At 41.3% G+C, this 26,393-nt stretch carries 24 protein-coding genes; 11 read left to right on the forward strand and 13 right to left on the reverse strand.

The annotated features are described in order from the left end of the window. The first annotated feature begins 45 nt into the window (after positions 1–45). From map to dapD, 3 genes are all read left to right on the forward strand, one after another. The gene (gene map / locus RGE70_RS12995) at positions 46–846 is read left to right on the forward strand and encodes a type I methionyl aminopeptidase (protein ID WP_310471871.1); all 801 of its coding nucleotides are present in this window, start codon (positions 46–48) and stop codon (positions 844–846) included. 273 nt (positions 847–1,119) lie between these two features. After that, positions 1,120–3,678 (forward strand): bifunctional uridylyltransferase/uridylyl-removing protein GlnD, encoded by a 2,559-nt coding sequence (gene glnD, locus RGE70_RS13000; protein ID WP_310471872.1) that lies wholly within the window; start codon positions 1,120–1,122, stop codon positions 3,676–3,678. A 34-nt stretch (positions 3,679–3,712) separates the two neighbouring features. Next, positions 3,713–4,537, forward strand: a complete 825-nt coding sequence (gene dapD, locus RGE70_RS13005; RefSeq protein ID WP_310471873.1) for a 2,3,4,5-tetrahydropyridine-2,6-dicarboxylate N-succinyltransferase — start codon at positions 3,713–3,715, stop codon at positions 4,535–4,537. A gap of 96 nt (positions 4,538–4,633) precedes the next feature. On the opposite strand, the gene purU is transcribed toward dapD, so the two are convergent. From purU to RGE70_RS13025, 4 genes are all read right to left on the reverse strand, one after another. Next, positions 4,634–5,467 carry a formyltetrahydrofolate deformylase gene (purU, locus tag RGE70_RS13010; RefSeq protein WP_310471874.1) on the reverse strand — a complete coding sequence of 278 codons (834 nt, stop codon included), beginning with the start codon at positions 5,465–5,467 and terminating at the stop codon, positions 4,634–4,636. 354 nt (positions 5,468–5,821) lie between these two features. Next, a complete protein-coding gene (locus RGE70_RS13015; protein ID WP_310471875.1) occupies positions 5,822–6,277 on the reverse strand; it encodes a flavodoxin in 456 nt (151 codons plus the stop codon). A 273-nt stretch (positions 6,278–6,550) separates the two neighbouring features. Then, positions 6,551–7,384 carry a tRNA pseudouridine(65) synthase TruC gene (truC, locus tag RGE70_RS13020; protein WP_310472979.1) on the reverse strand — a complete coding sequence of 278 codons (834 nt, stop codon included), beginning with the start codon at positions 7,382–7,384 and terminating at the stop codon, positions 6,551–6,553. 16 nt (positions 7,385–7,400) lie between these two features. After that, positions 7,401–7,727: a YqcC family protein gene (locus tag RGE70_RS13025; protein ID WP_310471876.1), complete on the reverse strand. Its 327-nt coding sequence runs from the start codon at positions 7,725–7,727 to the stop codon at positions 7,401–7,403. A gap of 317 nt (positions 7,728–8,044) precedes the next feature. On the opposite strand from RGE70_RS13025, the gene RGE70_RS13030 reads away from it, so the two are divergent. Beyond that, a complete protein-coding gene (locus RGE70_RS13030) occupies positions 8,045–9,058 on the forward strand; it encodes a DUF3549 family protein (protein WP_310471877.1) in 1,014 nt (337 codons plus the stop codon). Beyond that, a complete protein-coding gene (locus RGE70_RS13035; RefSeq protein ID WP_310471878.1) occupies positions 9,055–9,450 on the forward strand; it encodes a DUF3301 domain-containing protein in 396 nt (131 codons plus the stop codon). The genes RGE70_RS13030 and RGE70_RS13035 overlap by 4 nt, the downstream gene beginning before the upstream one ends. A 717-nt stretch (positions 9,451–10,167) precedes the next feature. Here the strand turns inward: RGE70_RS13035 and RGE70_RS13040 are convergent. From RGE70_RS13040 to RGE70_RS13050, 3 genes are all read right to left on the reverse strand, one after another. After that, complete coding sequence (locus RGE70_RS13040) at positions 10,168–10,476, reverse strand: Mpo1-like protein (RefSeq protein ID WP_310471879.1); 309 nt, start codon at positions 10,474–10,476, stop codon at positions 10,168–10,170. Next, positions 10,469–11,107 (reverse strand): GNAT family N-acetyltransferase, encoded by a 639-nt coding sequence (locus RGE70_RS13045; RefSeq protein WP_310471880.1) that lies wholly within the window; start codon positions 11,105–11,107, stop codon positions 10,469–10,471. Before RGE70_RS13045 ends, RGE70_RS13040 begins: the two co-directional genes overlap by 8 nt. 289 nt (positions 11,108–11,396) lie before the next feature. After that, positions 11,397–11,783 (reverse strand): DUF3192 domain-containing protein, encoded by a 387-nt coding sequence (locus RGE70_RS13050; RefSeq protein WP_310471881.1) that lies wholly within the window; start codon positions 11,781–11,783, stop codon positions 11,397–11,399. A gap of 136 nt (positions 11,784–11,919) precedes the next feature. Here RGE70_RS13050 and RGE70_RS13055 point away from each other — a divergent pair, with 136 nt between their 5' ends. Both RGE70_RS13055 and RGE70_RS13060 read left to right on the forward strand, forming a co-directional pair. Further along, positions 11,920–12,267 carry a hypothetical protein gene (locus tag RGE70_RS13055; RefSeq protein ID WP_310471882.1) on the forward strand — a complete coding sequence of 116 codons (348 nt, stop codon included), beginning with the start codon at positions 11,920–11,922 and terminating at the stop codon, positions 12,265–12,267. Beyond that, the gene (locus tag RGE70_RS13060; RefSeq protein WP_310471883.1) at positions 12,267–13,040 is read left to right on the forward strand and encodes a Zn-ribbon-containing protein; all 774 of its coding nucleotides are present in this window, start codon (positions 12,267–12,269) and stop codon (positions 13,038–13,040) included. The genes RGE70_RS13055 and RGE70_RS13060 overlap by 1 nt, the downstream gene beginning before the upstream one ends. 74 nt (positions 13,041–13,114) lie before the next feature. On the opposite strand, the gene syd is transcribed toward RGE70_RS13060, so the two are convergent. After that, positions 13,115–13,762: a SecY-interacting protein gene (gene syd / locus RGE70_RS13065; RefSeq protein WP_310471884.1), complete on the reverse strand. Its 648-nt coding sequence runs from the start codon at positions 13,760–13,762 to the stop codon at positions 13,115–13,117. Positions 13,763–13,821: 59 nt separating this feature from the next. Between syd and queF the strand changes: the two genes are divergently transcribed. Next, positions 13,822–14,679, forward strand: coding sequence for an NADPH-dependent 7-cyano-7-deazaguanine reductase QueF (queF, locus tag RGE70_RS13070; protein ID WP_310471885.1), 858 nt, complete (start codon positions 13,822–13,824; stop codon positions 14,677–14,679). 183 nt (positions 14,680–14,862) lie between these two features. Here the strand turns inward: queF and RGE70_RS13075 are convergent, their stop codons facing one another. The 4 genes from RGE70_RS13075 to RGE70_RS13090 form a co-directional block, all read right to left on the reverse strand. Further along, positions 14,863–15,834 (reverse strand): PstS family phosphate ABC transporter substrate-binding protein, encoded by a 972-nt coding sequence (locus RGE70_RS13075; protein WP_310471886.1) that lies wholly within the window; start codon positions 15,832–15,834, stop codon positions 14,863–14,865. Positions 15,835–16,020: 186 nt separating this feature from the next. Then, entirely contained in the window at positions 16,021–17,331 is a 1,311-nt protein-coding gene (gene phoR, locus RGE70_RS13080) for a phosphate regulon sensor histidine kinase PhoR (protein ID WP_310471887.1), read from the reverse strand. A gap of 69 nt (positions 17,332–17,400) precedes the next feature. After that, positions 17,401–18,090, reverse strand: coding sequence for a phosphate regulon transcriptional regulator PhoB (phoB, locus tag RGE70_RS13085; RefSeq protein ID WP_310471888.1), 690 nt, complete (start codon positions 18,088–18,090; stop codon positions 17,401–17,403). Positions 18,091–18,268: 178 nt separating this feature from the next. Then, on the reverse strand, positions 18,269–19,216 hold the full coding sequence (locus tag RGE70_RS13090) for a porin (RefSeq protein ID WP_310471889.1): 948 nt from the start codon (positions 19,214–19,216) through the stop codon (positions 18,269–18,271). Between the two features lie 304 nt (positions 19,217–19,520). On the opposite strand from RGE70_RS13090, the gene rdgC reads away from it, so the two are divergent. Continuing rightward, positions 19,521–20,432: a recombination-associated protein RdgC gene (rdgC, locus tag RGE70_RS13095; protein WP_310471890.1), complete on the forward strand. Its 912-nt coding sequence runs from the start codon at positions 19,521–19,523 to the stop codon at positions 20,430–20,432. A gap of 135 nt (positions 20,433–20,567) precedes the next feature. Here the strand turns inward: rdgC and RGE70_RS13100 are convergent, their stop codons facing one another. After that, positions 20,568–22,370 (reverse strand): M61 family metallopeptidase, encoded by a 1,803-nt coding sequence (locus RGE70_RS13100; protein ID WP_375087856.1) that lies wholly within the window; start codon positions 22,368–22,370, stop codon positions 20,568–20,570. A 129-nt stretch (positions 22,371–22,499) separates the two neighbouring features. On the opposite strand from RGE70_RS13100, the gene RGE70_RS13105 reads away from it, so the two are divergent. Beyond that, positions 22,500–24,659, forward strand: coding sequence for a tetratricopeptide repeat protein (locus RGE70_RS13105; protein ID WP_310471891.1), 2,160 nt, complete (start codon positions 22,500–22,502; stop codon positions 24,657–24,659). Between the two features lie 127 nt (positions 24,660–24,786). Then, positions 24,787–26,343: a GGDEF domain-containing protein gene (locus RGE70_RS13110; protein ID WP_310471892.1), complete on the forward strand. Its 1,557-nt coding sequence runs from the start codon at positions 24,787–24,789 to the stop codon at positions 26,341–26,343. The last annotated feature ends 50 nt before the right edge of the window (positions 26,344–26,393 follow it).

The following is a 26,393-nucleotide window of genomic DNA, read 5'->3' on the forward strand; positions in this document are numbered from 1 at the left end:
CGCTAATGCAAGACGACAAATTAAAGACATTAAAGAGACATTTGAATGAGTATAGTAATTAAGACACCTGAAGAAATTGAGAAAATGCGCGCCGCGGGGAAACTAGCAGCCCAAGTTCTTGAAATGATCGCACCGCACGTTACTGCTGGCGTCACCACTAATGAGCTCAACGATATTTGTGCAAAATTTACCGAAGACAATGGTGCAATTTCGGCACCTCTTGACTACCATGGCTTCCCTAAATCAATTTGTACATCGGTCAACGACGTCATTTGTCACGGCATTCCGAATGATAAACCATTAGTTGATGGTGATATTGTTAATATCGACGTCACAGTGATTGTTGATGGTTACCATGGTGACACGTCAAAGATGTTTTTAATTGGCGATGTCAGCCCTAAAAATGCACGCCTTTGTCGTATCGCTCAAGAAAGCTTATATGCCAGCATTAAAAAAGTTCGTCCGGGAATGAAGCTAGGCGAAATTGGGACGCTAATTGAAAAGTTCATTAAGTCTAAAAAGACAGGACTAGAGAAGTACAGCATTGTGACCGATTACTGTGGCCATGGTATTGGTGCAGTGTTCCACGAAGAGCCACAAGTGATGCATTATAAGAATAATGACAAAACAGTTCTTCGCCCTGGTATGTGTTTTACGATTGAACCAATGATCAACGCAGGCCGCCACACCGGTATTTTAGATAAAAACGACAACTGGACAGTAACCACTTCTGACGGTAAAAATTCAGCGCAATGGGAACATACACTCTTAGTGACCAAAACAGGTGTTGAAGTATTGACCTTACGCCAAGAAGAAAAAGATCTTCCGCGCATTATCAATCATTAATATACTTGAAAATGGGCATGAGTCTTCATGCCCATTTTATCACGTTGTAAGCATCATCAAACAAATCATAAACTTAAAAATATCACTGCATTACACATTACTAAACAATCGCCCTGCTCCCTTTGTCCCCCCTATTTTTCAAGTTAAATCATTCTCGTTCAACGCTGTTTTTCATATTGATATAATTTATAGTCACAAAGCGCTTCAAATTTGGATTTTTTGCATAGATAATCAATTTACACTGACCTTATAAATGCATTAAAGAAAATAATAATGAATAGTGCCCAGACAGCCAAAAGTGTTCTCATTGACTTAAACAACACACTGCTCGAATCTTTTAGTGATAATTCTGATATTCGTGCCATCGTCAATGAACGATGTTTACATGTCGATGCATTATTGCAAATTCAGTGGCAGAAACATGGCTTACAACAGTTTGCTATCGCGTTAATTGCAGTAGGGGGTTACGGGCGGGGCGAACTCCACCCACACTCTGATGTTGATATTCTGTTTTTAACTGAAGGAGAGCTAACACCAGCCGCTGAGCAAGCCTTAAGTTCATTTATTGCCTTCATTTGGGATGCAGGGTTAGAAGTCGGTCACAGTGTACGCAGCATCAACGAGACCATTGCGCAAGGCAGTGCCGATATTACTATTGCAACTAACTTACTTGAATCTCGTCACTTGTGTGGCCCGCAATCTTTGTTCAATATGCTTTATAGCGCGATTCGTGAAGACGACTTTTGGCCTAGCAGCGATTTCTATGTTGCTAAGCGCGATGAGCAAACTGCCCGCCATACCAAAGCAAACGCATTTGATTTAGAACCCAATTTAAAAAGCTGTCCTGGTGGGCTACGTGACATTCAAACCATTGCTTGGGTTGCAATGCGTCATTTTAATGCCGATAAATTAGAAGATCTTGTTGTACATGAGTTTTTAGAGCCTCACGAGTTAAATGAGTTACTAGAGTGCCAAGACTTTTTATGGCAATTACGCTGCTGTTTACATTTAATTTCAGGCCGAGATGAGAACAGGTTGCTATTTGACTTACAGCGTCAAGTAGCTGACTTAATGGGCTATGAAGACAAAACCCAGCTGGCTGTAGAACAATTAATGAAGCGCTATTACCGCACTGTAAGGCGGGTAATGGAGTTAAACCAAATGTTACTACAGCTATTTAAGCGTGCCACATTAGGCCATATAAAGGCACTCGAAGTCGTGCCAATCAATAACCTATTTCAACGACGTGGCAAGTTTATAGAAAGCCTACAGCCTGATTTATTCGACACCCCAGAAAATATTTTGCAGTTATTTTTATGTGTCGCCAAAAACTCTAATATACAAGACATCTATGCCGTCACATTACGTAGCCTTAGGCAGGCAAGACGAACTCAAAAACAAGCATTAATGTTTAATGAGCGCTGTCGTGAGCTATTTATTGAAATAATACAGCACCCACGTGGTATTGTGTCGCTATCGCTGATGCATAAGCATGGTATTTTGTCTGCCTATTTACCTGCTTGGCGAAATATTGAAGGACAGATGCAATTTGATTTGTTCCATGCTTACACCGTTGATGAACACACACATAGGTTACTGCTTAATATCGATAGATTTTCTCAGCAAGAGCAAAAAGAAGAGTTCCCGCTAGGTTCAGTACTGATCAATCAACTTCCTAAAAAATGTTTACTGGTGTTAGCCGCGATATTTCATGATATCGGTAAAGGTCGCGGTGGCGATCATAGTAAGCTCGGCGCAGTCGATGCACTCGAATTTTGTAAGTTACACGGTATGAGCGACCATGACGGACGCTTAGTGAGCTGGTTAGTTGAGAGCCACTTAATAATGTCTGTCACAGCACAAAAGCGTGATATTTCCGACCCTGATGTTGTCAGTGATTTTGCCACTAAAGTGCGCGATGCAGTACACCTCAGTTATCTTTACTGCCTCACTGTAGCTGATATTTGCGCCACCAACGAAAAAACCTGGAATAGTTGGAAGGGATCGCTTTTACGCGACCTGTATTTTGCAACCCAGCGGGTATTAGCACGGGGGAAAGAGAAACCCGTCGATATTAGGGCTCGGGTGCGTGAACACCAAGCTAAGGTCAAAAAAGATCTATTACGTCGTGGTATTAAAGAGAAAGACCTAGACACATTATGGCAACGCTTTAAAGCAGACTATTTTCTGCGTCATCAACCCAATCAAATTGCATGGCATGCTGAATCGATAATCAAACATAAAAACGATGATGCATTGCTAGTTCTTATCTCTAAACACATGACTCGTGGCGGTACGGAACTCTTTGTATATGGCAAAGACAAGCCTAAATTGTTCGCCACGGTTATGGCAATTTTAGATAATAAGAATATTAATGTTCACGACGCAACCATTATGATCTCGAAAGACAAATATGCACTAGACTCTTTTGTCATTTTAGAACAAGATGGCAAACCGGTTTCGCAACTTTCGCGGATCCAGGGCATTAAAAAAACGTTAATCAAAGCCTTAAGCAACGATTCACCAAAGCTTCCCAAATTTAGAAACCTTTCTAGAAGAATGAAGCCATTTAAAGTCGCGACCCAAGTCAGTTTCCCCCCTACCCGCCGCCACGGCACCAGTATGATGGAATTGATCGCATTAGATTCACCGGGGCTACTAGCAAGAATTGGTGAAGTATTATATCGCTGCCAAATTCGGCTACTGGCAGCAAAAATCACCACCATAGGTGAAAGAGCTGAAGATTTCTTCTTACTGCAAAACGCCGAAGGCGAGCAGTTAGATGAAGCTGAACAAGAAAAATTACGAGAAGCACTAACAAGTGCACTTTAACGATTAAATTAAACAATAAAACCGGGAGAAGTTAATGGAGGCTTTACGCCAACGAATAGAGGCGGCTTTTGAAGCTCGCGCTGAAATAACCCCTTCATCTGTAGAAGCAAGTGTTCGTACTGATGTAGAAAAAGTCATTGCGATGCTCGATTCAGGTGAAGCTAGAGTTGCCGAGAAAATTAACGGCGAATGGCATGTACACCAATGGCTAAAAAAAGCCGTGCTACTTTCTTTCCGCATCTTTGATAACGGCCTTATAGACGGCGGCGAAACAAAGTACTTTGATAAAGTTCCTATGAAGTTTGCCGACTATGATGAAGCTCGGTTTAGAAAAGAAGCCATTCGCGTAGTGCCTCCGGCAGCAGTTCGTAAAGGTTCATTTATCGGTAAAAATACCGTATTGATGCCTTCTTACGTTAACCTTGGCGCTTATGTCGATGAAGGCTCAATGGTTGATACTTGGGCCACTGTAGGTTCTTGTGCCCAAATAGGTAAAAATGTGCATTTATCGGGCGGCGTAGGTATTGGTGGCGTACTGGAACCCTTACAAGCTGGCCCTACCATTATTGAAGATAATTGCTTCATCGGTGCGCGTTCAGAAATTGTTGAAGGCGTAGTGGTTGAAGAAGGCAGCGTGATCTCAATGGGAGTTTACATTGGTCAAAGCACACGTATTTTTGACCGTGAAACAGGCGAAGTCCATTACGGTCGAGTTCCTGCTGGCTCTGTTGTTGTGTCGGGCAATTTACCATCTAAATGTGGTACATATAGCTTGTACGCGGCCATTATTGTTAAAAAAGTCGACGCTAAAACACGCGGTAAAGTAGGTATTAACGAACTATTACGTATCGTTGATTAATCTCTTTTCTGGCGCCATTAAAAACCACTTTCCAGCGGAATTTTAATGGCGTCAAAATAGCGTTCATTACATGACTTAAGCAACTAGATAAAACCGCTAGAACACAACAGTCTTATTGCCATATACCACCACATCTTCATTAATCACTAGTTGTAATGCTTTACTTAAAACACTTCTTTCAACATCGCGGCCACATTTAGACAGCGCCTCGACACTATAGCTATGGTCAACCGGAATAACATCTTGCTTAATTATCGGGCCCTCATCTAATGAATTAGTGACAAAGTGAGCCGTAGCCCCAATAATTTTGACTCCTCTTTCCCACGCCTGCCGATAAGGTGACGCCCCAATAAAAGCTGGTAGAAATGAATGATGAATGTTAATTATTCTATTGGGATATTGGCTAACAAACTCAGGGGTTAAAACTCGCATAAACTTAGCAAGTACTATGTAATCAGGGGTATAGCTATTAATTACAGCTAACATTGCCTGCTCATGTTCAACACGATTCATATCTTGATGGCTAATAAAGTGAAACGGCACATCAAATTTATCAGTCAGTGGCGCCAATAAGTCGTAATTACCAACCACTGCCACAATTTCAGCGTCTAGTGCACCAGAATATGACTTTAGCAACAAATCGCCAATGCAATGGGCTTCTTTCGTCACCATTACCACGATTCTTTTCTTGCCCACATCGACTAATTTAGTATGATTTATTGCTGGTAGTACACGTTGCAATTGTGCTAATAAATTGGCTGAATCAAAAACGCCTTCAAGCTCGGTACGCATAAAAAAACGCCCTTGGGCATTATCAACAAACTCACTGTTTTTAATAATATTGAGGCCGTGTTCAAAACATGCTGCGGTGATCTTAGTGATGAGTCCAGGCGCATCAGCACAATCAATAATCAATACTTTTCGTTCCATATGCCCTCTCGCGGTCAGAATTATCAGGTAAACATTTGCTTGTGATTGCTTAAATTGAGTCAGCATAAGTACCATGATAAGCAAAGGCAATTTTGATAATTGCCGTAAAATTTACCATTATTACAGCGTTATTTTTAGTGTATAAATAATGCTAACCCACTAAACGTTACGTAAACGCAAAAATGATTACCATGAACAAAGCGACTAATTTTAATACAAGTTTCATAAGGGAGAGTAGAGCAAGACAAACCTAAATGGCGAGAGCATTATGGCAAATTTGTGATGATTATCTGAGTTATGAGTTGTAATAAAAAGCCAAATTTCACCTAATTTGGCCTCTTAATTAATGAAGGGTTAAAGGTTATTGATACGCTCACACCAGCTCGGAAGCCAAGCTTCCGCTGCGACCTCAGGCTCCATGGTTTCGCCAGCATCAATTTTTAAAAACTCGCCAACCTGCTTGGCCCCTAGATCTTCAAAAAGCGCGACGAGTTGCTCTGCCGCCCCACAGTATGTTTCATAGCTTGAATCCCCTAAGCCAATAATTCCAAAAGCTAGTTCTGGTAGGTAAGGGGCGGTTGACTGCATCATTAAAAACCACGGCAGAATATCATCAGGCAGATCGCCTTGCCCTGTTGTTGAGCATATCATCAATAAAAGTTCATCTTGCGGCGGAACAAAGTCTACAAGTTCGTCGCTTGAATATAAAACAACGTCATAACCTGAGTTCGCTAACAACTGCTGCATTGTTTCAGCGACATACTGCGCCCCACCGTACACCGTTCCAAAAACTAGATTAACTTTTTTCATGTTTTACTTCGCCTACAAGCTATTTAGTTATACCCTTAACATACTTTATCGATGAACGTTGCTGCAAGCTTCGCAGCAATTAAAAGTGAATGTGTACGAGGAAGTCATGAAACACTCTTGCAGACTGAAACACCGTAAACACCTTAACCGTGCAGCGCACATTAGAAGAATGTGCTACTTCCATACTGTACTGAGCTTGAAACATTCGCAAGATTTGCACAGTAGTTCACAAGTATCATTAATTGCACCAAAAGAAGATGTTAAAACAAAACCTTAATTTACGGCTATTTGCACGGCATTGTTAATATTTGACAATGCCGCATCTTCCCAGCCTAAGCCAGTAAACAGATCGAGCCATTCCTGTTCCAATTCGGTTTCGATATTGACTCGCTCGCCGGTTCTCGGGTGATTAAAACTCAGCTTTTTGGCAATTAACCATAATCTATTCACTTCAAAGTGCGTTCTAAAAAACTTATTTTGCTTACCATCACCATGTGTTGTGTCACCTAGAATTGGGTGACGTAAATGCGCCATATGCCGACGTAATTGATGTTTACGGCCGGTATGAGGTGAAAGATGCACCAAAGCATAACGACTCGTTGGGTAACGGCCTGAAGTAAATGGGATCTCACTGTTTAAAAGTGGTTGATAGGTGGTCACAGCATGTTGTGCCGCTTTATCTGGATCAACGTCTTTATCACCTAAATCATCTAATTCAACTTTTAGCGAGTAATCTAATGTCGCCCCTTCATGCATATTGCCGCGCACAATAGCCAAGTAATGTTTTTCGATAGTGTGTTCGGCAAATTGTTCACACAGTGCATTGGCCATCTCACTACTTTTAGCAAACAGTAAAATACCCGATGTAGGTCGATCTAAGCGATGCACAGGAAATACGTGACACCCGACTTTGTCTCGAGTCAATTGCATCGCAAAAAAGCGTTCTCGTCGTGCTAAATAGCTACGGTGCACTAATAAGCCCGCGGGTTTGTGAATAGCAACAATATCATCATCTTCAAAAAGAATTTCGATATGCGGTGCAGGCTCATCTTCAAGCGCTAACGCGTCAAGCTCTGTTGGTTCTGATGCAGGGAAAGCATCATCAATTGGAGTTAATTCTGGTTTACTTTGTTTCACTTAATAGCTCGTCTAATTCTTTGAGAATATTGGTAATACAACAAAATTTAGGCGTATCCGCCCATACTTGCTCCGCCATAGGGGCAACAGCGATTGCCGTGGGTAACGCGATGCTGTTATCCAGTAAATAATGCATTTTAGGGATAAAAATAAATTGTAACCACTGCTCAAACCGCAATGTATCGCAAGCAAATGGAGCACGGCTTTGCAATGCACTTTGCGAAGGTGCAATATCGCTCCATAGTTGTGTACGAACGAGTTCATCTTGTAAGTTAATTAGCTTCTTTCGAGTCAATTGGGTTAACAAATTCATGCTCCTAATGCTGAAATATTCAATATCACCTAGACTTAAACTTCAAAAGAAAAACCCCGAAGAGTCAATTCATTTTAATCGTCATAGTTGCAAACAGGTCAAGAGTGTCGAGATAGATGATGCTGGAGTTAAACGGAATACGACTTGATTGCAAAAATCGTCACACGTAATTTAGCATCAACCCACGCGCCTTAAGTTCAACACGCTGCGGCCCAAAAATAATTTTAAATTACTAAATGATATTTCGCTTCCGATCATACCATCTAGCCTCAGTTATCCCTATAATGTGCGCTAATTAAAACTGACTTGATAACGATATGACTGAAATAACGACCCTTAGCCAATTTCTTAAAACAGCTAAAACCCAATTCCAAGTTTATGATATGGGCCGTAGAGTACAACATATCGATATGATGGCTTTTCACCAGATTGAAGAGTTGCTGACTCCGTACCCATCCCCCATTCAAGGCCATGCTCAGTTTGCTATTGTATTTTGGGATGCAAGCCAGCAACATTACATTTGGTTTATCAAATTAGCCCTCGATGAGCGCGGTTTACTTTCACCCGCTCCTCGCCTGCAATTTATCAAAATGATCATCGAAGCATTAGGCAGGGATCCAACCCAACCACTGACAGAACAACAGCAAGAACAACTGGCAAACCACCCGTTTAATTTTAAGCCAACACAAGAAAAATTGGCTGTATTTAACGCATTAGTGCGTAAGCAACTTGGTGAAAAAGCCTCTAGCCAATATGAATTTGCTTATCAGTATTTATCTGGGCAATGTGCGCCAGAAAACTGGCAAAATATCGGTATGCAAGGTATTGCAGATATTTGCGTTAGGGCAAAAGAATTGGATCACCAAATCCATATCAATAACAGTTTTGAGCGCGCTGCCACTGAAGTGCAAATTGCCATGTGCCAGTGCCTAGAGCATATGACGATTGATAATAACTTAGCCGATGTTCTTCTTGCAAAGTTTAAGGGCGCTTCGACTGACAACCAAGCCTACCTGCTAAGAGCGTTAGCCTCTAAGCCAGAGCAAAGCCAACAAGCCATTGCGCACCTTGCAGCCAATGATGCATTAACAGCTGACATGTTAATTACTATTGCAGCTAGAAATTGGACAGCATTAAAAGACGAAACAACGCTAAATATCTATCTAGAAGGCCTTGCAAAACAAGAACAACACTTCTTTAACCAGATCTTTGCTGATATTGTAGCAATTCCATTTATTCGCACTCAACTGCTCACTCAATTGCGAAACCCTAATCGAAGCGATAAACTCGCTGCCGCTATTGGCGGTTTATTCAAGGTAATGAAAGCATGATGACAGATTTTTTACTCATAGTTGCTGTTGTGGTGATTGCCGCCTTTTTCTGGCAGTTACGACAAATGGCTGAAATGAGCCGTATTTTCGCAACTAAAGAATGCCAAAAACAGAAAGTACAACTACTTGCTATCGCTCAAGAAACAGCAAAACCAAGTTTAGGCGGTAGTACTGGGTTTACCTGGAAAGTGAAATATTTGTTTGAATTCAGCACCGACGGTATTAATCAGTACCGGGGCAACTTATGGATGCACGGTAAAAAAATCAAAAAAGTACAATGGCCTATTTTTCCAGAACCTGAATGGCATGATGCTCCAGAGTCTAAAGGTTCAGTCGGGGGTGGCTGTGGCGGACGAGCAAAAAGTAAATGCAACTCTGGTGGCTGTAAGTAAACGCATTATGGTGCGTTGATGCTAACGGTAAACCATAGCTAGTATTTTATTAAAACACAGAGAAAAAGCGCGCCCCTCTCGGGAACGCGCTTTTGCTGTTTCTTTGTAAGCTCATCCTGCTATTTTATGCTCCTTGCACCATCCATGCGTAACTTTGCTCCCTGCACAATCCTTGTATCCTTTTTCCTTGTATCTTTCGACACTCGTCCTTGTAACTCAGTAATCCATATACCAAGCTTGCTCATCCTAAGCGTGTCCAATATCATCCTTGAGAGTCCGTTCAAAACTATCCCTAGGTAAACTAGGTAGTTTAGCTATCCATCCTGGAAAGCCTACCCACTCCTTGGTCGCTCTGGCAATCAATCCTTGAAAGCCTCGTCCTTGCCCTATCCATGTTGAGTGCGAATCCTTCGTCACTCTTTAGATCATCCTGATCTGTGAATCCATTCCACCATGCTCCTTGCACAATGTAATAATAGGTTAAAATCCAATAAAAACCTGCAAGCAAAACATTTTCGCAACAAGAACTCACATTACCAACACTCAACCAGAGCAGCTAAATCATTGTTTAAATTACAAAAGAGTAAAAAAAAGCTAAAAAAATGTAAATTGCCACCCTAATATCTCACGAAATTGTAAGAGATCTCTTACATTAAATCGGGCCATTGACCAAAATGACTAAAAATCTAAGTCACTAGTAAATTTTACAGCCTTGATTCACTCTCGATAATTTTTCCTAAAAATTGCGCGGAATAACATAACCCAGTCAGCCATTAGACTATAAACAGGATACTGAAATGTTGCTGGTTTATTTTTCTCAAATATAAAATGCCCAACCCAAGCAAAGCTGTACCCTATAACAGGCAACCACCAAAGCATCAGCCATTGCTGAGTTAAGAGAATGAAAATCGCCACAACAATAATCAACAGGCTCCCAGCATAATGGAGTACTCGGCATGTTAAGTTTTGATGCTGCGAGAGATAAAACGGATAAAATTGAGCAAAACTTTTGAAGCGTTTAGCCATTTTGTCGGCCTCGATAAAGCATTAACTCACCTGTCACGCTTCCAATCGCTAACTCCTCTAGTTTATCGAAGCCTTGAGTTGAAAATAAAACGCGGTGGAGCGGATCACTTACAAAAACACCAACACCATCGAGATCAGGTTGCTCATCACACCAGCTTAATACTGTTTTGACCAGCTCGCTACCGTAACCCTTACCTTGCTCATTGGTTGAAATTGCAATGAATTGTAATATCGCGAAATGGTTGCTTGGTAAACTCTCAATAATCTGATGCTCTTTTTTCATCCAGGCTTGGGTTGATTTCCAGCCTGCACTAATTAGCATTTTCATACGCCAATGCCAATATCGAGCTTCACCCAGCGGAACTTGTTGAGTCGCGATACAGGCCACACCCACTAATCGCTTACCTAAAAACAGCCCAATTAATCCCTGCTCTTGCTGCCAAAGCTCATTGAGCTCTTCTCGTATTGCTCCACGCAATTTTTGTTCATATTGCAATGTATCGTCACAATGTAGTGCATCAATTAAAAATGGGTCATCGTGATATGCATTGTAGATAATTGAGGCAGCTATTCGTAAATCTTCAGCTGTTAAATACACTGCTTTGCAAGCTTCCATAGCTTGTTTTTCCATTGGGTCATTCCTTGAACCACTTAATTTAACACCAATGTAACAAGCTTGTGAGAAAGTGCAATTATTAATCAATTTTGCTTAGTCATCAATTTAGGTATAGAACTTGCTCAAATCGGCCACTAACAAAATACTATCTGGAGCATGATAGAGCAAAATCAGATACATCAACTCAGCACTGCCATGCAGTAGCGCTGCATGTTTTTTCAAATGCCTTAAAGGTAGGCTTTGACATAGATGCCTAAATAGGGCTATTTAAACCTCTATATCAAAGCCTCATTTCAATACACAATTAGATTAAGGTGTAAGCTTTATCGCCCCAGCCAACTAAGGCATTTTCTCTAATTACCAAAGAAGTGCATTCATCTTTTGTTGTTTTACCATCGCCTTTCATACGCTGTGTTCGATAAAACAGTACATGTACCTCTTTACCATCTTCAATAAATGCTTCATTGAAATCGGCAGTTCCCATCAATGTGATCACTTGCTCTTTTGACATTCCAAGCGACAGCATTGATAACTTTTCTCTATTGCTTTGTTGGGTTTGTTGCCATTTATCACTGCTCTCCCAACTAGAATGACCATCATCAACATTGATCATGCAGCCACTTAACCCTATGCTTGCCATCCCAAAAAACGCTAAACTGATTAGATTATTGTTCACATTAACTTCCTTCATTAATATTGATGTTACTTAACACTAACCAAGCAAAGTTCATACCACAATAAAAACTCAATACTTATAAGCACTTATATAAAAATGACGATTTTAAAATTAACCAAATAGACTAAAGCAGTAAGGAATTTAGCCAACGATGAGCCCTCTAGACCAAGTTCTCCGTGCCGCAAAACAACTCAGCGATGAAGGTAGAACACCCACTTTGGCATTAATTAAAACAAAATTAGGTGTCAGTGTGCCTTTGCCGGTACTAATTCAGGGGTTGCAGCAGTACAAGACTATGTCTTCAACAGACCGAGACTCAATCAATAACAGCGCTAAAGAGGCGCCAGAGCTTGAACCTCAACTTGCAAACGCCGAACAGCTTAAAATTGCCGAATTAGAAAAAAATATTACTATGCTCAAAAAACAATTGCTCAGCATGGATAAACGACTCGCTCAGCTTGAATCAACCTCAATTGAGCAAAATGGAGCCAGCCAATAATGCATGTAATTGAATTAAGATTCGAATGCTTCGATAACACAACAATTAGCGCGGCAGAAAAAGCCATTAATGGCTTATTAGAAGCGTATCGCGCTAATGGTCAAATACTGGGTCGTGAGTTTGCAGTCGCTTTTAATGATGGTGAGTTTAAGGTGCGGTTAATCACCCCAGAGAAAAGTAGCTTCGCTCAACGCTTTAACAGTCCTTGGGTCAACCAAGCACTCACCGAATTAACCTGTGCTAAATTACTTGCCCCTCGTGAGAAGTATATCGGCCAAGACATTAATTCAGAGGTTTCAAGTCAAGACACTCCAAGTTGGCAGCTGCTTTATACAAGTTATGTGCACATGTGTTCACCACTAAGAAACGGTGACACACTGCAGCCCATACCGCTTTATAAAGTTCCAGCAACAGCCAATGGCGACCATAAACGGATGATCCGTTGGCAAACCGAGTGGCAGGCTTGTGATGAGCTGCAAATGGCGGCAGCGACTAAAGCTGAGTTTGCAGCACTCGCAGAGCTTACCAGCCATAAGAGTGATCTTTTTAGGCGCGGTTGGGACTTAAGAGGACGAGTCGAGTTTCTCACTAAAATCCCCACCTATTACTACCTGTACCGCGTTGGCGGTGAAAGCCTGGAAAATGAAAAGCAACGCTGTTGCCCAAAGTGTGGTAGCAACAACTGGCTATTAGATGAACCATTGTTAGATATGTTCCACTTCCGCTGTGAACCTTGCCGTATTGTCTCAAATATTTCTTGGGATCACCTTTAACTTGTTAAACTTAAAAGGTCGATATACAGTACGCATATCGACCTTTTTGCATTTAATATCAGTGTTGCTGCAGGTTATTTACCAAGTAAATTACGCCACATGATTTTCATTCTTTGCCAGATCCCAGGATGGTCCATTTCCGGCAGTGGTTCATCCACCAGCAATACCGGAGGAGCGACTCGAGTGCTGAGCTCGCTGATAAAACTATTGAGCGAATCGGCCAGTTTATGACTTTGAACTTTGCCCGGTATTTCTATCCAAACCGAACCATCAGTATTATTAACTGTGATCATTTTATCTTCATCATCCAACACGCCAACAAACCAGGTCGGTTCTTGTTTTAACTTCTTTTTCATCATCAGATGACCAATAATGTTCTGCTGCAGATAGTCAAAATCAGTTGCACTCCATACTTGCAGCAACTCACCCGTTCCCCACCGCGAGTCAAACATCAACGGCGCAGCAAAGTAGGAACCATAAAAGGTGCTTAAATCGGGGTGTAAAGATAATTCAAGCGCATGTTCAACATTATCAAATGTGCCCGGTTGCACTCGCTTAACCGCTTGCCACTGCAGTGCATCGTCGGTTTCAACGTCTACATCGCCCAAAATACACTCAGAGGCTTGCTGCTGAGCAAAATAGCGAGGGTGTTCGCCTAGCATATCAATATAGGCTTGTTGATAGTCCTTTAAAAAAATATCCAGCGCAGGTAAAGAAGTCACTTAAGCCGATCCCAAAATCAGTTATAATAAAAGCCTATTTTGACATGGAAACCGTATTGATGACACAACATCATGATCCCTATAGTGATGCACCTGAACTTTCAGAACTAACATTAGGAAAGTCAACAGGATATCAAGAACAGTACGATGCTTCGTTACTACAGGGCGTGCCACGTAAATTAAACCGTGATGCAATTGGCCTAACAAATGAATTACCTTTTCACGGTTGTGATATTTGGACTGGTTATGAGCTCTCATGGCTAAATGCCAAAGGCAAACCTATGGTGGCTATTGCTGAATTTAACCTAGCTTTCAACAGCCAAAATCTGATTGAGTCTAAATCATTCAAGCTATATTTAAACAGCTTTAACCAAACTCGATTTGAAAATGTACAAACGGTGCAGGCCACGCTAACTAAAGATTTAAGCGAATGCGCTAAAGGCGAAGTAGGCGTTAAAGTGGTTGAACCTAAACACTTCAATCAACAGCGAGTAGTTGAGTTACCAGGCACTTGTATTGATGATTTAGACATTGAAGTCGATGACTATAGCTTCAACTCTGACATTTTAAACGACAGTATTGACGACAAAGTGATGGTGGCTGAAACGTTAACGTCTAATTTGCTCAAATCAAACTGTTTAATTACCTCTCAGCCGGATTGGGGCAGCGTAATGATCCGCTACCAAGGGCCACGAATCAATCGTGAAAAACTGCTGCGCTATTTAATCTCTTTTAGGCAGCATAATGAGTTTCATGAACAGTGTATTGAGCGAATTTTTGTCGACTTAAAGCGCTATTGCCAATGTGCAAAATTAACTGTTTATGCTCGTTATACCCGGCGGGGCGGCCTTGATATCAACCCGTACCGCAGTGACTTTGAAAACCCTGCTCCCAATCAACGATTAGCAAGACAGTAATCACCGTTTGTTAATACTGAAAAACCGAGCCTTGTGCTCGGTTTTTAATTATAGCGGCTTAAAATGCTGCTCAACCCACTAAAAGATTTCACCCCTAAACAAAAAATCCAGTACACAGGGCGAGTACTGGATTGTTCACTTTGCAACCATCAACTTAAAAGTTGATCATTTATAACTAAAATCTTAAAGGCTTATGCCCGCTTTCTTTAAGTCTTTCTTAATCACATTAAGTGGTAAGGCAACATAACCATCTTTTTCAACAATTTGTTGGCCTTGCTGAGACAAGATATAGCGAATGAACTCACGGTCCATTGGTGAAAGCGCTTTGTTTGGATGCTTATTGATATAAACATACAAGTAACGTGATAATGGGTACTTACCACTTGCGGCATTTTCAGCGGTTGCAGCTACGTAATTAGTGCCCTTTTTAGAAACGGCAACAGCTTTTACGCCTGCGGTTTTATAGCCAATGCCCGAATAACCAATCGCATTAAGTGACTGAGATACAGACTGAACCACTGAAGCTGAACCAGGTTGCTCGTTCACGTTAGCTTTAAAATCACCTTTACACAGTGCTTTCTTTTTAAAGTAACCGTAGGTACCCGATACCGAATTACGTCCGTATAACTGTACGTCACGGCCTGTCCAGCTGCCGTCAAGGCCAACATCACCCCAACGTGTAATGTCGTTGCCACCACATTTGTTTGTAGAAGAGAAGATCCCATCGATCTGCTCCATGCTCATACCCTTGATTGGGTTGTCCTTATGAACAAAAACAGCTAACGCATCAATTGCGACTCGAATAGCCGTTGGCTGGTAGCCATAATGCTTTTCGAAAGCCTCAACTTCGTTAGGCTTCATTTTACGACTCATCGGTCCAAACTGAGATGTACCTTCTGTTAATGCTGGCGGCGCAGTTGAAGAACCCGCAGCTTGAATTTGAATATTAACGTTAGGATAAAGCTGTTTAAAGTCTTCTGCCCATAACGTCATCATGTTAGCCAACGTATCGGAACCAACTGAAGATAAGTTACCTGACACACCACTTGTTTTTTCATAAGTCGGTAAAGACTGGTCGATTGCTGCCATGGATGCCGCAGAAAATACAGTCGCCGCAGTTAAACTTAACGCCCCGACAAGTTGATTCAATTTCATTCTTTGCTCCAGTGTTTAAATATCGTGGTTTCTTAAGACGTTGTCAGTATTCACTTCTATGATGACAAGTCTATTACTATTAAATGACACTTAGATGACAAGGCAGGATTTATGGTGGATTACTGTAAAAAAACAAAAACAGGCAAATGCCTGTTTTTGTTATAGAGGGTGTCACTTTGCCGCTTATCAATTCGGAGTGGGTTGCTTATACTCAATCAGGTTTGCTGGGATCACAAAACTAAATCGACTACCTTTACCTAACTCACTGGCAATCTGTAGCTCGCTCTGGTGATGATTCAATGCATGTTTAGTGATTGCTAAGCCTAAGCCAGTACCGCCACTTTGCCTTGACCGAGCGCTATCTACCCGATAAAAACGCTCAGTTAAACGACTAATATGCTGGGTTGCAATTCCTTCACCACTATCAATAACACAAAACTCTCCACCAGCAGCAACCTTACGCCAACTGATCTCAATGCTGCCGCCGGGTTCAGTATACCTAATCGCATTAGAGATCAGATTAGAGCAAGCACTTCTGAGTTGAAGCTCATGACCAAACATATTGAGCCCTGGCTCACAATATAGTGTCACTTGATATTGCTCTTGTGCTAGTGCCATTGCCTCTTCGCGTAAAATGTCCATCATTAGCGCCATGTTCACTTTAACATTCAGCTCTAAATCATCAGCATCTTCTATTCTTGACAACACTAATAACTGCTCAACCATTGAACGCATCCGGTTGGTCTGTTGCTGCATTTGCTCCATGGCTCTAATATTAGGGTTATCTGGCTCGGCCATTGATTGCATCACCTCCAAATAACCTTGTAATACAGTTAATGGCGTTTTTAACTCATGTGAGACATTAGCTACAAACTCTTTACGCATTCCTTCAAGCTGGCGCACTCGGGTAATATCTCTTGCTATCAGTAGTAATTGGCCTGAGCCATACCCCATTATGCGGATTTCGAGTAACCGTCCTTCAGATAATGGCGAGGGTAACTCTAATGGTTCTTGGTATTCCCCACCTTTTAGATAGTTAGAAAAATCAGGATGCCGAATCAGGTTGTCAATTCTCTGGCCATTATCTTGCGGCCATACAAAACCTAATAACAACTGCGCTAATTTATTACACCACAGTATGCTGTGATCCGAATTCAATACGACGGCCGCATCAGGCAAAGCTTCTGCACCTTGGCGGAATCGCCCTAATAAAAACGCTAATTGCGATATACGTTTACGGTTTTTCCCTTGTAAACGATAAATACCATTAAACACCCCTTCCCAACTACCACTACCGTTTGGAGGCGTTAAACGACGGTCATGCCATAACCAATAGTTTAGCCGTGATAATTGCCGATAATGCCACACAAGCAAACCGATACAACCGAGGATCAGTATCCAAAAAACTTCATCGACGAGTAAGCCTGCAACTAAACAAAGCAGCAGAAAAGCTATCAATCGAGAAATGAGTCGATACCCAGAATATGAATCAAACATAGAACGACCATATGGGAAAGCGAAGTCTAGGGTAGCGCAAGAGCTACCTAGAACTTATTAAATGTAAGGTTAAAGTTTGGTTGAAAAACGATAACCTGCCCCTCGAACCGTTTGAATAAGACGATCATGCCCAGTTTCTGTCACCGCTTTACGCAAGCGCCTTATATGGACATCTACCGTTCTATCTTCAACATAAACATTGGTACCCCAAACGTTATCAAGCAATTGTTCGCGGCTGTATACACGTTCTGGGTGTGTCATAAAGAAATGCAATAAACGGAACTCCGTTGGCCCCATATCTAAAGCCTGCTCTCCAACAGTAACACGGTGGCTTACAGGATCGAGTTGTAAACCTTGTACCGTTATTGGGTCTTCGAGACAAGTTGGCGCTGCACGACGCATAACCGCCTTAATACGTGCCACCAGCTCTTTAGGTGAAAAAGGTTTAGTTATAAAGTCATCCGCGCCCACTTCAAGGCCGCGCACTTTATCTTCCTCTTCACCACGTGCAGTTAGCATAATTATAGGGATATGGCGCGTAAACTCATCTTCGCGCAGTCGTTTTGCCAGTTGGATCCCGCTCCCACCAGGGAACATCCAATCAAGCAAAACAAGATCAGGATAAGGCTCAGTTAACATATCAAGTGCTGACTCGTAGTCTTCAGCCCCACTTGTAATAAAGCCGTGTTGTTCTAGCACGAAAGTTAACATCTCGCGGATCGCTAACTCATCTTCAACTATCAATATCCTTGCAGTCATAATCGATCTTCTGTCAGTGAATTTCTACGAATCTATTATTGGTCAGTTTTATTACATTAATATTAAACGACTGATATTTTGCCATAATTAATCAATCTATTCTCATAAAGTTAGTCATAGCGCTGATTATAAAAAGCAAAAAGGAGGCTAAGCCTCCTTTTTTTCAGTTCCCGTTGACTTAGAACTTATGTTCTAAACCGAGGCCGATATATTTGTCACTACTTTCAAAGCCTTCTAACGAGCGGCTGGTGTAAAAAGCAAATAACATTGTTGGCTTACCCAACTTATAATCTGCCCCTACTGACCATGAATCACCTTTATCTTCTAGCTCTTGATACTGTCCTTTTAGCAAAACATCATCAATGGCGTAAGACGCACTTAAAAGGTAACCTTTCTTTGTTTCGCTATCTTCAATAGCGTTACCGTCGCTATCAAAGGTCTCTTCTTGCTGTTGGTACATTGCCGCTAATCTTAAATTGGCAATTTTACCTTGCACTGTGGCCTGTAATACATCGTAGCCTTTTACAGCAGAATCATAGGCAACTGAAATATAAACCGGTGATTTCTTAAATTTGGCATCGCCGTACATTGCGGCAAGGCTATAACCATTTTGACCATATTGTGACGCTGAGCCTTCAGCCGCGTATGTTACACCGACTCTAAAATGGTTGAATGAAGGGGTAACATACTCCGCCGTTTGCTCTGGGCGGTTTTCACCTTTAAATAAATTTTTCAAATCGCCTGAGTATTCATTAAAGTAATCCATCTTACCTTGAGCTTTCTTAACCATGGTGTCGTTACGGCCAATAGCCACTGAACCAAAGCTTCCTTTTAAGCCCACAATTTGGTTACGCGCTTTAAAGTTTTCTTTGTCGTCATCACCGGTTGCAACTTCATACTCAACGGTATAAAAGGCTTCTAAGTTATGTTTTAATTCAAAAGCTCCCTTTACACCCAAACGAGAAGCATTAGATTGAATCGTTGTTGTTTGTTCACCATCTTCATCATTAGACTGCGCAGTAATATTTAATTTACCATAAACGGTTATTGGGTCTGCTGCATAAGCAGAACTAAGCGTTGTCGTTACCAGTGCTGAAGTTAGTAGACTCTTACAAAAAACGTTCATCGTTTAATCCTTTCGACATTCATTCGTCTTGGTTATTGGTTTAGTTATTGACTTGGACGGCGTCATAATGAACGATGTTTGTTACACTTTTATTTCAGTTTTAATTGGTTCAGCTTTAGTAACCAAGAAATAACCCTTATCTAAATAAGCAACCCCCTAAAAACAAGGCTTTCAGCAGAAATGATGCAAATGTGACAGTTTCATGAATTATGACAAGCATACTGCAGCACAACCTTGAAAGGCGGTTTACCCGAACCCCACAATCGCTTACACTGCGGCTTTAATTTTGACTGAGCACTTATCTATGTGGTTTAAAAATCTAACTGTATACCGCTTTAACAAGCCTTTCTCTGTTGATACTGAATCAATGGAAAAATCACTGGAAGACTTCACCTTCTCTCCTTGCTCCAGCCAAGATATTAGCAAGTTTGGTTTCTCTAAAGCACTAGGTAAGCACGGCGATACCTTGGTACATACCGCCGCTGACAGGCACTTAATTAGTGCGACAAAAGAAGAGAAAATTTTACCTTCTCAAGTCATTAAAGAAGCATTAGAAGATAAAGTATTGCAACTTGAAGCTGAAGATAACCGCAAACTGACTAAAAAAGAGAAAGACTCATTAAAAGATGAAATAACCACGACGCTATTGCCAAGAGCGTTTTCTCGTCGCAGCCAAATTCGCGCATTAATACTGCCTGAAATCCAAATGATCTTAGTGGACAGCTCAAGTGCAGCAAAATCTGAAGAGTTAATGGCATTATTGCGTAAAGCCCTTGGCACGCTGCCGATTATTCCAATGAGCTTTAAAACTCCAATTGAAGAGCAGCTAACGGAATGGTTAAAAGATGGCAAAACTCCAGCCGACTTTGATATGCAAGACGAAGCAGAGCTAAAAAGCAACGCTGATGATGGTGGTATTGTCCGCTTTAAACAGCAAGACCTGTCTGAAGATGAAGTCTTAGCACACATCGAAGTCGGTAAGCAGGTGCATAAATTAGCATTACATTACAGTCAGTCAGTTGCATTTATTTTACAATCTGACGCAACCTTAAAGCGCTTAAAATTTTCTGAAGAGTTTAGAGCCGGTAATGATGACCTAGGCACTGAAGACCCAATGGCACGTTTAGATGCCGACTTTGCCTTAATGAGCAGCGAATTAATCGCTTTGGTCAATACCGTTGTGGAATCGCTCGGTGGACTAGAAGACAGCATGTAACTAATCCAATGACAATGACTTGAGTATTTAGCGGTTCCCCTCATCAATTAAAGTGGCCCCCCTACTGTTACAGTAATACTCATTTCCGCATAAAAAAAAGGCGCCTTAAGCGCCTTTTTTAGTTTCGCTGTAACGTTATTTCGCGATCAGCTTACCGTCTTTTTCAAACGGCCAATCAATACCTATCCAGGCTTTTAAGAAAGCTTTTTGAGCACGCGATGGTTTTTCAACACTACTAATAGTTTGCTTACCACTCTTTTGTTCACCCAATGTCAACGAAACCTCTTTTAATTTATCATTGCTAAATAAGGTGACGTTTATCGTATCTCCAGCCTTAAAGTCTTTTATCCGCGCTTCAAAACCTGCAGCGGTAACTTTCAAACCATTAATAGCAACAATTTCATCGCCAAGTACGATGCCTGCATTCCACGCAGGTGCATTACGCAACACACGAGACAGCACTAAACTGTCGTTAGCAAGAGTAATACCAACATAAGGCTCAGACTTAGCATCGTCACCATAACCTACAACTAAACCCGCTTGTTTGAGTAAACGGTCAAAGTCCAACGTCACCGGGGTATTAACGTGCTCTTGCCACCAATTGTCATAACTGGTGCCAGACACTTTATGTAATATGTTTTTCACGTCAGCAACTGTGAAACCCGCTGGGATACGATGCGACTTATATAGCTCACGATGCACATCTCGATATGAGTGCGCCAAGTCAGTTTCATCCAGTAAAGAAAAATCCAATGCTAACGAAGTTAGAAAACCTTCTGAGTATATGTTGGTGCTATGGTTTGCTGCATAATCACCACCGGTACTCACCCATTGGTTAGCACTCGCACTCGCAACCGATTGAATTTCTCGGCCAGGAGTTTTGCCGCTCTGTTCAATACGTTTGGCTAAGTCTTCAAAAAACTCTTCCGCTGTCATGACCCCTGCACGAAGCAGCAGTTGGCTTTGAAAGTAACTTGTCGACCCTTCTGAGATCCACAGTAGTTCAGTGATCCCTTCATGCTGATAGTCATAAGGCACGAGTCCCTCTGGTCGATAAGCTTTTACATTCCAAGTGTGAATAAACTCATGAGATGCCGTTTTAATAAAACCGAGGTAATCTTTAGCGTCACGATAACTAAAACGTGGACGCTGAATAATGGTCGAATTTAAATGTTCTGTTGCTCCACGTGCGCCACTTGTTGCATGCACCATGTACACGTATCGATCAAAAGGATAGTCATCCCAAATAACCTCAGCTTGACCACTGAGTTTGGTTAAGTCTTCAACCATCTTATCGATGTCATAGTTACCTTCTCCCCAAACAACAAGTTCATACTGTTTATCATCCGCAGTAAACTCTCGATGTTGGCTAATGCCAGTTTCAATAGGAGAATCAACTAAAATGTCATAATTACTGGCGGTAAAGCTGTGCTTATGCTCCCCTTTATCCATACCCGAATAACTGTTCCAATCACTTGGCACCGCTAACGTCACCTTAATGGGTTCATGTTTAAATTCTGGGCTGTAAACAAATGTTCCACTGGCATCTAAAAACGCATGCGAAGCGTCAATATGGTTAACGCGTTGTCCCAATTTGTTAGCGTAGAGCTGGTAAGACACCGTCACTGACGTTGGTTTTTCAAGTGCAACGGTCCACTCACCACTCGCAGTACGCGTCCAAGGCAATGTTCTACCGTCTGCATCTTTTGCTGTAAAAAGTCGGACTGAATCCGCTAATGGCAACACTTGATACTTACCGGTACGCCATACTGGAAGGTTAACCACCAAAGCCGCAGATTTAGTTTGTGGAAAACTCACCTCAACATTAGCCAAATGATGTTCTGGATTAAGTAAATTTATAGTGTAATCAACGTCTGCAACGACCATTGAAGACATGAATGTGCTAAAAGTTAAGATTAGTGGGACGACTGGTTTCACTCTTGCTTCCTTCTGTTATTATTGTTTTTTCACAAAGTCTGAAAGTATAACATTTGACTTGATGACACCAATTAAAATAACAAAAAATTAGCTATTGAGCATAAGCTCTTAGTAAGGAATCATTTTTACATGCGCATTGTGTTAACTCTTTGTTTAGTCGTGCTGTCTTTTTGCAGCCAATTTAATGCCCATGCTACTGGGCGAGATCCCATCGAGACTGAGCGACTGTTTAGAGAACACCCAAATCAATTACGCCACTCAATTAATCAACACTTTCCGAAAACGCCTAACTTTATCAGTAACAAAGCTATACATGACTATGCTGTTGTCAAAGGAATGTCAGATACCGAAGCAAAATTTGAATTATTACTGCATGCAAGGCTTTCACTAGATCTGTCGTCAAAAAGTGCTGACCGATACACAGTTGCTAGAAAATTAATCGACCAATTAGCAATGCTCAGTAGCACACCATTTGAAAAGAGTTATGTGCAAATGCTTAATGGACGTTACGTTGGTAGGAGTAAGCAAGATTATAAAACCGCCGTCAATTTATACCAAGGTGCACTAAATACACTCGCTAATACCCATGGTGTAAAAGAGCAAGTATTACGTTTTACCATTAACGAACATCTCAGCATGCTCCATATGATGATGCATGAGCATGATGTTGCATTACAGCATCTGCAACAAGCAAAATTAATCGCAACTAAACTTGCTAGCCCCTATTTTTCGGCGAGCGCAGAGTCTGCATTGGGTAAGTATTACTACAAGAAAAACCGATACGCTGAATCACTACAGCATTACTCTATTGCGATTAATCATACCGACAGCCAAAAAAATCCAGTTCAAGATGCACATATCAAATTACAATTGGCCCGTGTATATCGCAACTTAAAATCGTGGGACGAGGCACTTCAATATGCCAATGAGGCTGCAGAGCTATTTAAGCGCACTGATAATGAAGCCTATTTGTCTTCATGTATGACGGTCATTGCAATGATCTATGCCGAACAAGACTTATGGAACAAGGCCATTGATTACTATTTAAATGCTCAGCAAATTGATGCCAAACAAGGCCATTACATTGGCCAAGCTCTCAATCTACACAATTTAGGCGAAGCATACTTTAAGGTAGAGGATCCCCAAGCCTCGATTTCACATTTAATGCGCGCTAATAAAATTTTTAACTCTAGAGGTAGCAAGCATTACTTGGTATATAACCACCTGTTAATCGCTGAAGTACATAGTAGCATCGCGGATTGGTCAACCAGTTTACAACATGCTTACCTGGCCGCAGACCTCGCTAAAGAGATGAATCTTAATAACGAGCAAATAGAAGCATTAACCCTAAGCTCACAAGCTTTAAAGCAACTTAAACAATTCGAGCAAGCATACAATGATGCGCAGAAAATCATTAACTTACGCGTAAAAACCAATGAGCCAGAGAGTGATAAACAGCGCAGTGAAACCTCACTTCAATTGCATAAGGTAAAACTAGAACTTAACCAAGCGAACAATGCGCTACAAATAGAGCAAAGCCAGCACTCAATCTATTACATAGCGCTAGTAATCTGTACCTTGCTGATATTAATGCTAGCTGCACTTGCGCTATATTTGAGGATTTCACAAAAAAAATTGGCCATTGAACAAAGCCATCTTCAACAAAAAAACCTCTTAGACCCCTTGAGCAAATTGCCTAATTACTCGGCTTTTGCGCAAACATTTCCAGCGGCAATTAATACCATTAAAACCTTGGCCTTGGTTTCGTTAACTGAACAGCTTAACAGTGACCTAGCGCAAGGTCATGAATGCAATGCAAAAATGAACACACAACAATTAAATGCATTAACGGCTGGTTTACACTGTCAAACATTTTTCATTAGGCCTGGGCTGTTTTTATTATGTATTGATAAAGTCATAGCGCCAGAGACCTTACTTAGCGATGTGAGACAAGTGCTCACCAGTGAAGCTGAAACCACGGTACATATGGGTATGCTTAGTTTACCGTTACTTGCTGATACAGAAGTTAAGCTCTCTGCCAAGCAGCACTTTGGCACCTTGCAGATGATGTTATCGGGGGCAATGAGCTTAGGTAACCAACAAGATTATTACGTCACCTTTAAACCGTTAGATTTTGCACCTGCTGCGATGTTCGTTTCGCCTCTATATCTCACTTTAGAGAAAAGTGTTATACGAGGTCTAATCAAACTAGAGACCAACGGAGTTAAGGATGATATTATCTGGCCTCGATGGAAGCGTCACCAAAACATCGATTTGGGAACTCAATAATGCTAGTGTTTAACTAGCGTCATGCGCTTGCATTTATCATTTAATAAACGACCGATTATTGCAGTTTAAACCATAAGTTTAAGCCTTAGACAGTTAATCTTCACGTCTTGGTAAGGGACAGAATTTAATGAAAGACGCCGACGCTAACACGTCGCAATTGAACGTGTTACAGCAAAAGCTTTATTCCGCAAGACAAGCACTTGATGAAATGAGTGAAGATCAAAATGAAAAGCTGCAACTTCTGCTGCAATTTATTGCTCAGTTAAGCTTGGCCTGTAAAGGGCAAAATGTTGAGCTTGATAATAAGCTCGCTAAACTGCGCCATAAATTAACCCGCTTTAACCAGATTGATGATGCGGTACCTGACTTAAATGACATAAACGCTATTTTGAAGCTGCAATACAGCCGCGTGACCCAACAACTCGACGAGAGCCGAGGTTCACTGACAAATATAATCAACCATCTGCAACAGGTTGAGTCCATACCGACTAAGCTCAAAAAAGAGATCTCATTTTTCAAAAAAGAACTGACCAAACCATTTCACACCTATTGGGATTATATTCCTAGCGTGAACAAAATCGTTCAGTTTTACGATGAAGTTCTTGCAGAAAAAGTACTGCAAGGCGATCAATTTAAAGTACTGCCACGTCACCGCAAATCAGCTCAAGAGCTGTCGCAAATGCTGTCTGAAATTGAGTTCAGAAAAGAGCAACGCGATCTAATATCTACTATTAAAAAATCACTCATAGAAGATTTTGAACTTGATACACTACTGAATGCTTATCAAGTTGTGCTGGGGTTGTTACTCGACAATATCGCCAAAGAAAAGACGGCTTCACAAGCATTTTTATTCGTGCTTAATGACACGCTCACCAATGTGCGTGATGTCGTAACAGACTCCTACACGCATACCATTAAATCTTTTCAGGTAAGCAAACAACTGAATAGAGAAATGAACAATCAAGTTGATAACGTTAGTGAGTCCATTGCTGAAATTAATGATATCAATCAACTAAAAACTCAAGTTTCAGTGCAACTTTCGGCCCTACGCTCGGCGTTAAACCTGAAAGAAGCATTAGAAGCCAAAGAACAAATTAAGTTAAAAGCGTCCGTTGAAGCGCTGCGGGTCGAACTCAACGACTTAAGCAAAGAAACCGAGACCTTTAAAAAACGACTATTTGAACAACAAAAATTAAACAGGCTTGATGCGTTAACACAGCTCCCCAACCGCAGTGCGCTTGAAGAGCGTATGGAAATAGAATACCGCAATTACCAGCGAACTAAGCACCCTCTTTGGGTTGCGGTTGCAGACATTGATTACTTCAAGTCAGTCAATGATAGCTACGGCCACAGTACTGGCGACAAAACGCTACAAGTCATTGCGATGGCGCTTAAAAACTCTTTACGGGACACCGAGTTTGTTGCCCGTTTTGGTGGTGAAGAGTTTGTGTTATTACTGCCCAATGTGGAAGATGATGATATTAAGCCTTTGCTCAACCGCGTTCGAGAAAAAGTAAAAAATATTCCTTTTAAGTTTAAAGATCAAAAGATTACGATTACTGTTTCTATCGGTGCTGCCCGTATTGTTGAAAATGAACTCATCAGTGAAACCTTTGAACGAGCTGACGCGGCGTTATACAAAGCCAAGCATGAAAGTAGAGATAGAGTCATTATTGACCTTTAAAAGTTAACCCTAGGCGAACCTGTTCGCCTAAAAAGACTATGATTAACTAT

Source organism: Shewanella youngdeokensis (genome assembly GCF_033180165.1).
GTDB classification, from domain to species: domain Bacteria; phylum Pseudomonadota; class Gammaproteobacteria; order Enterobacterales; family Shewanellaceae; genus Shewanella; species Shewanella youngdeokensis.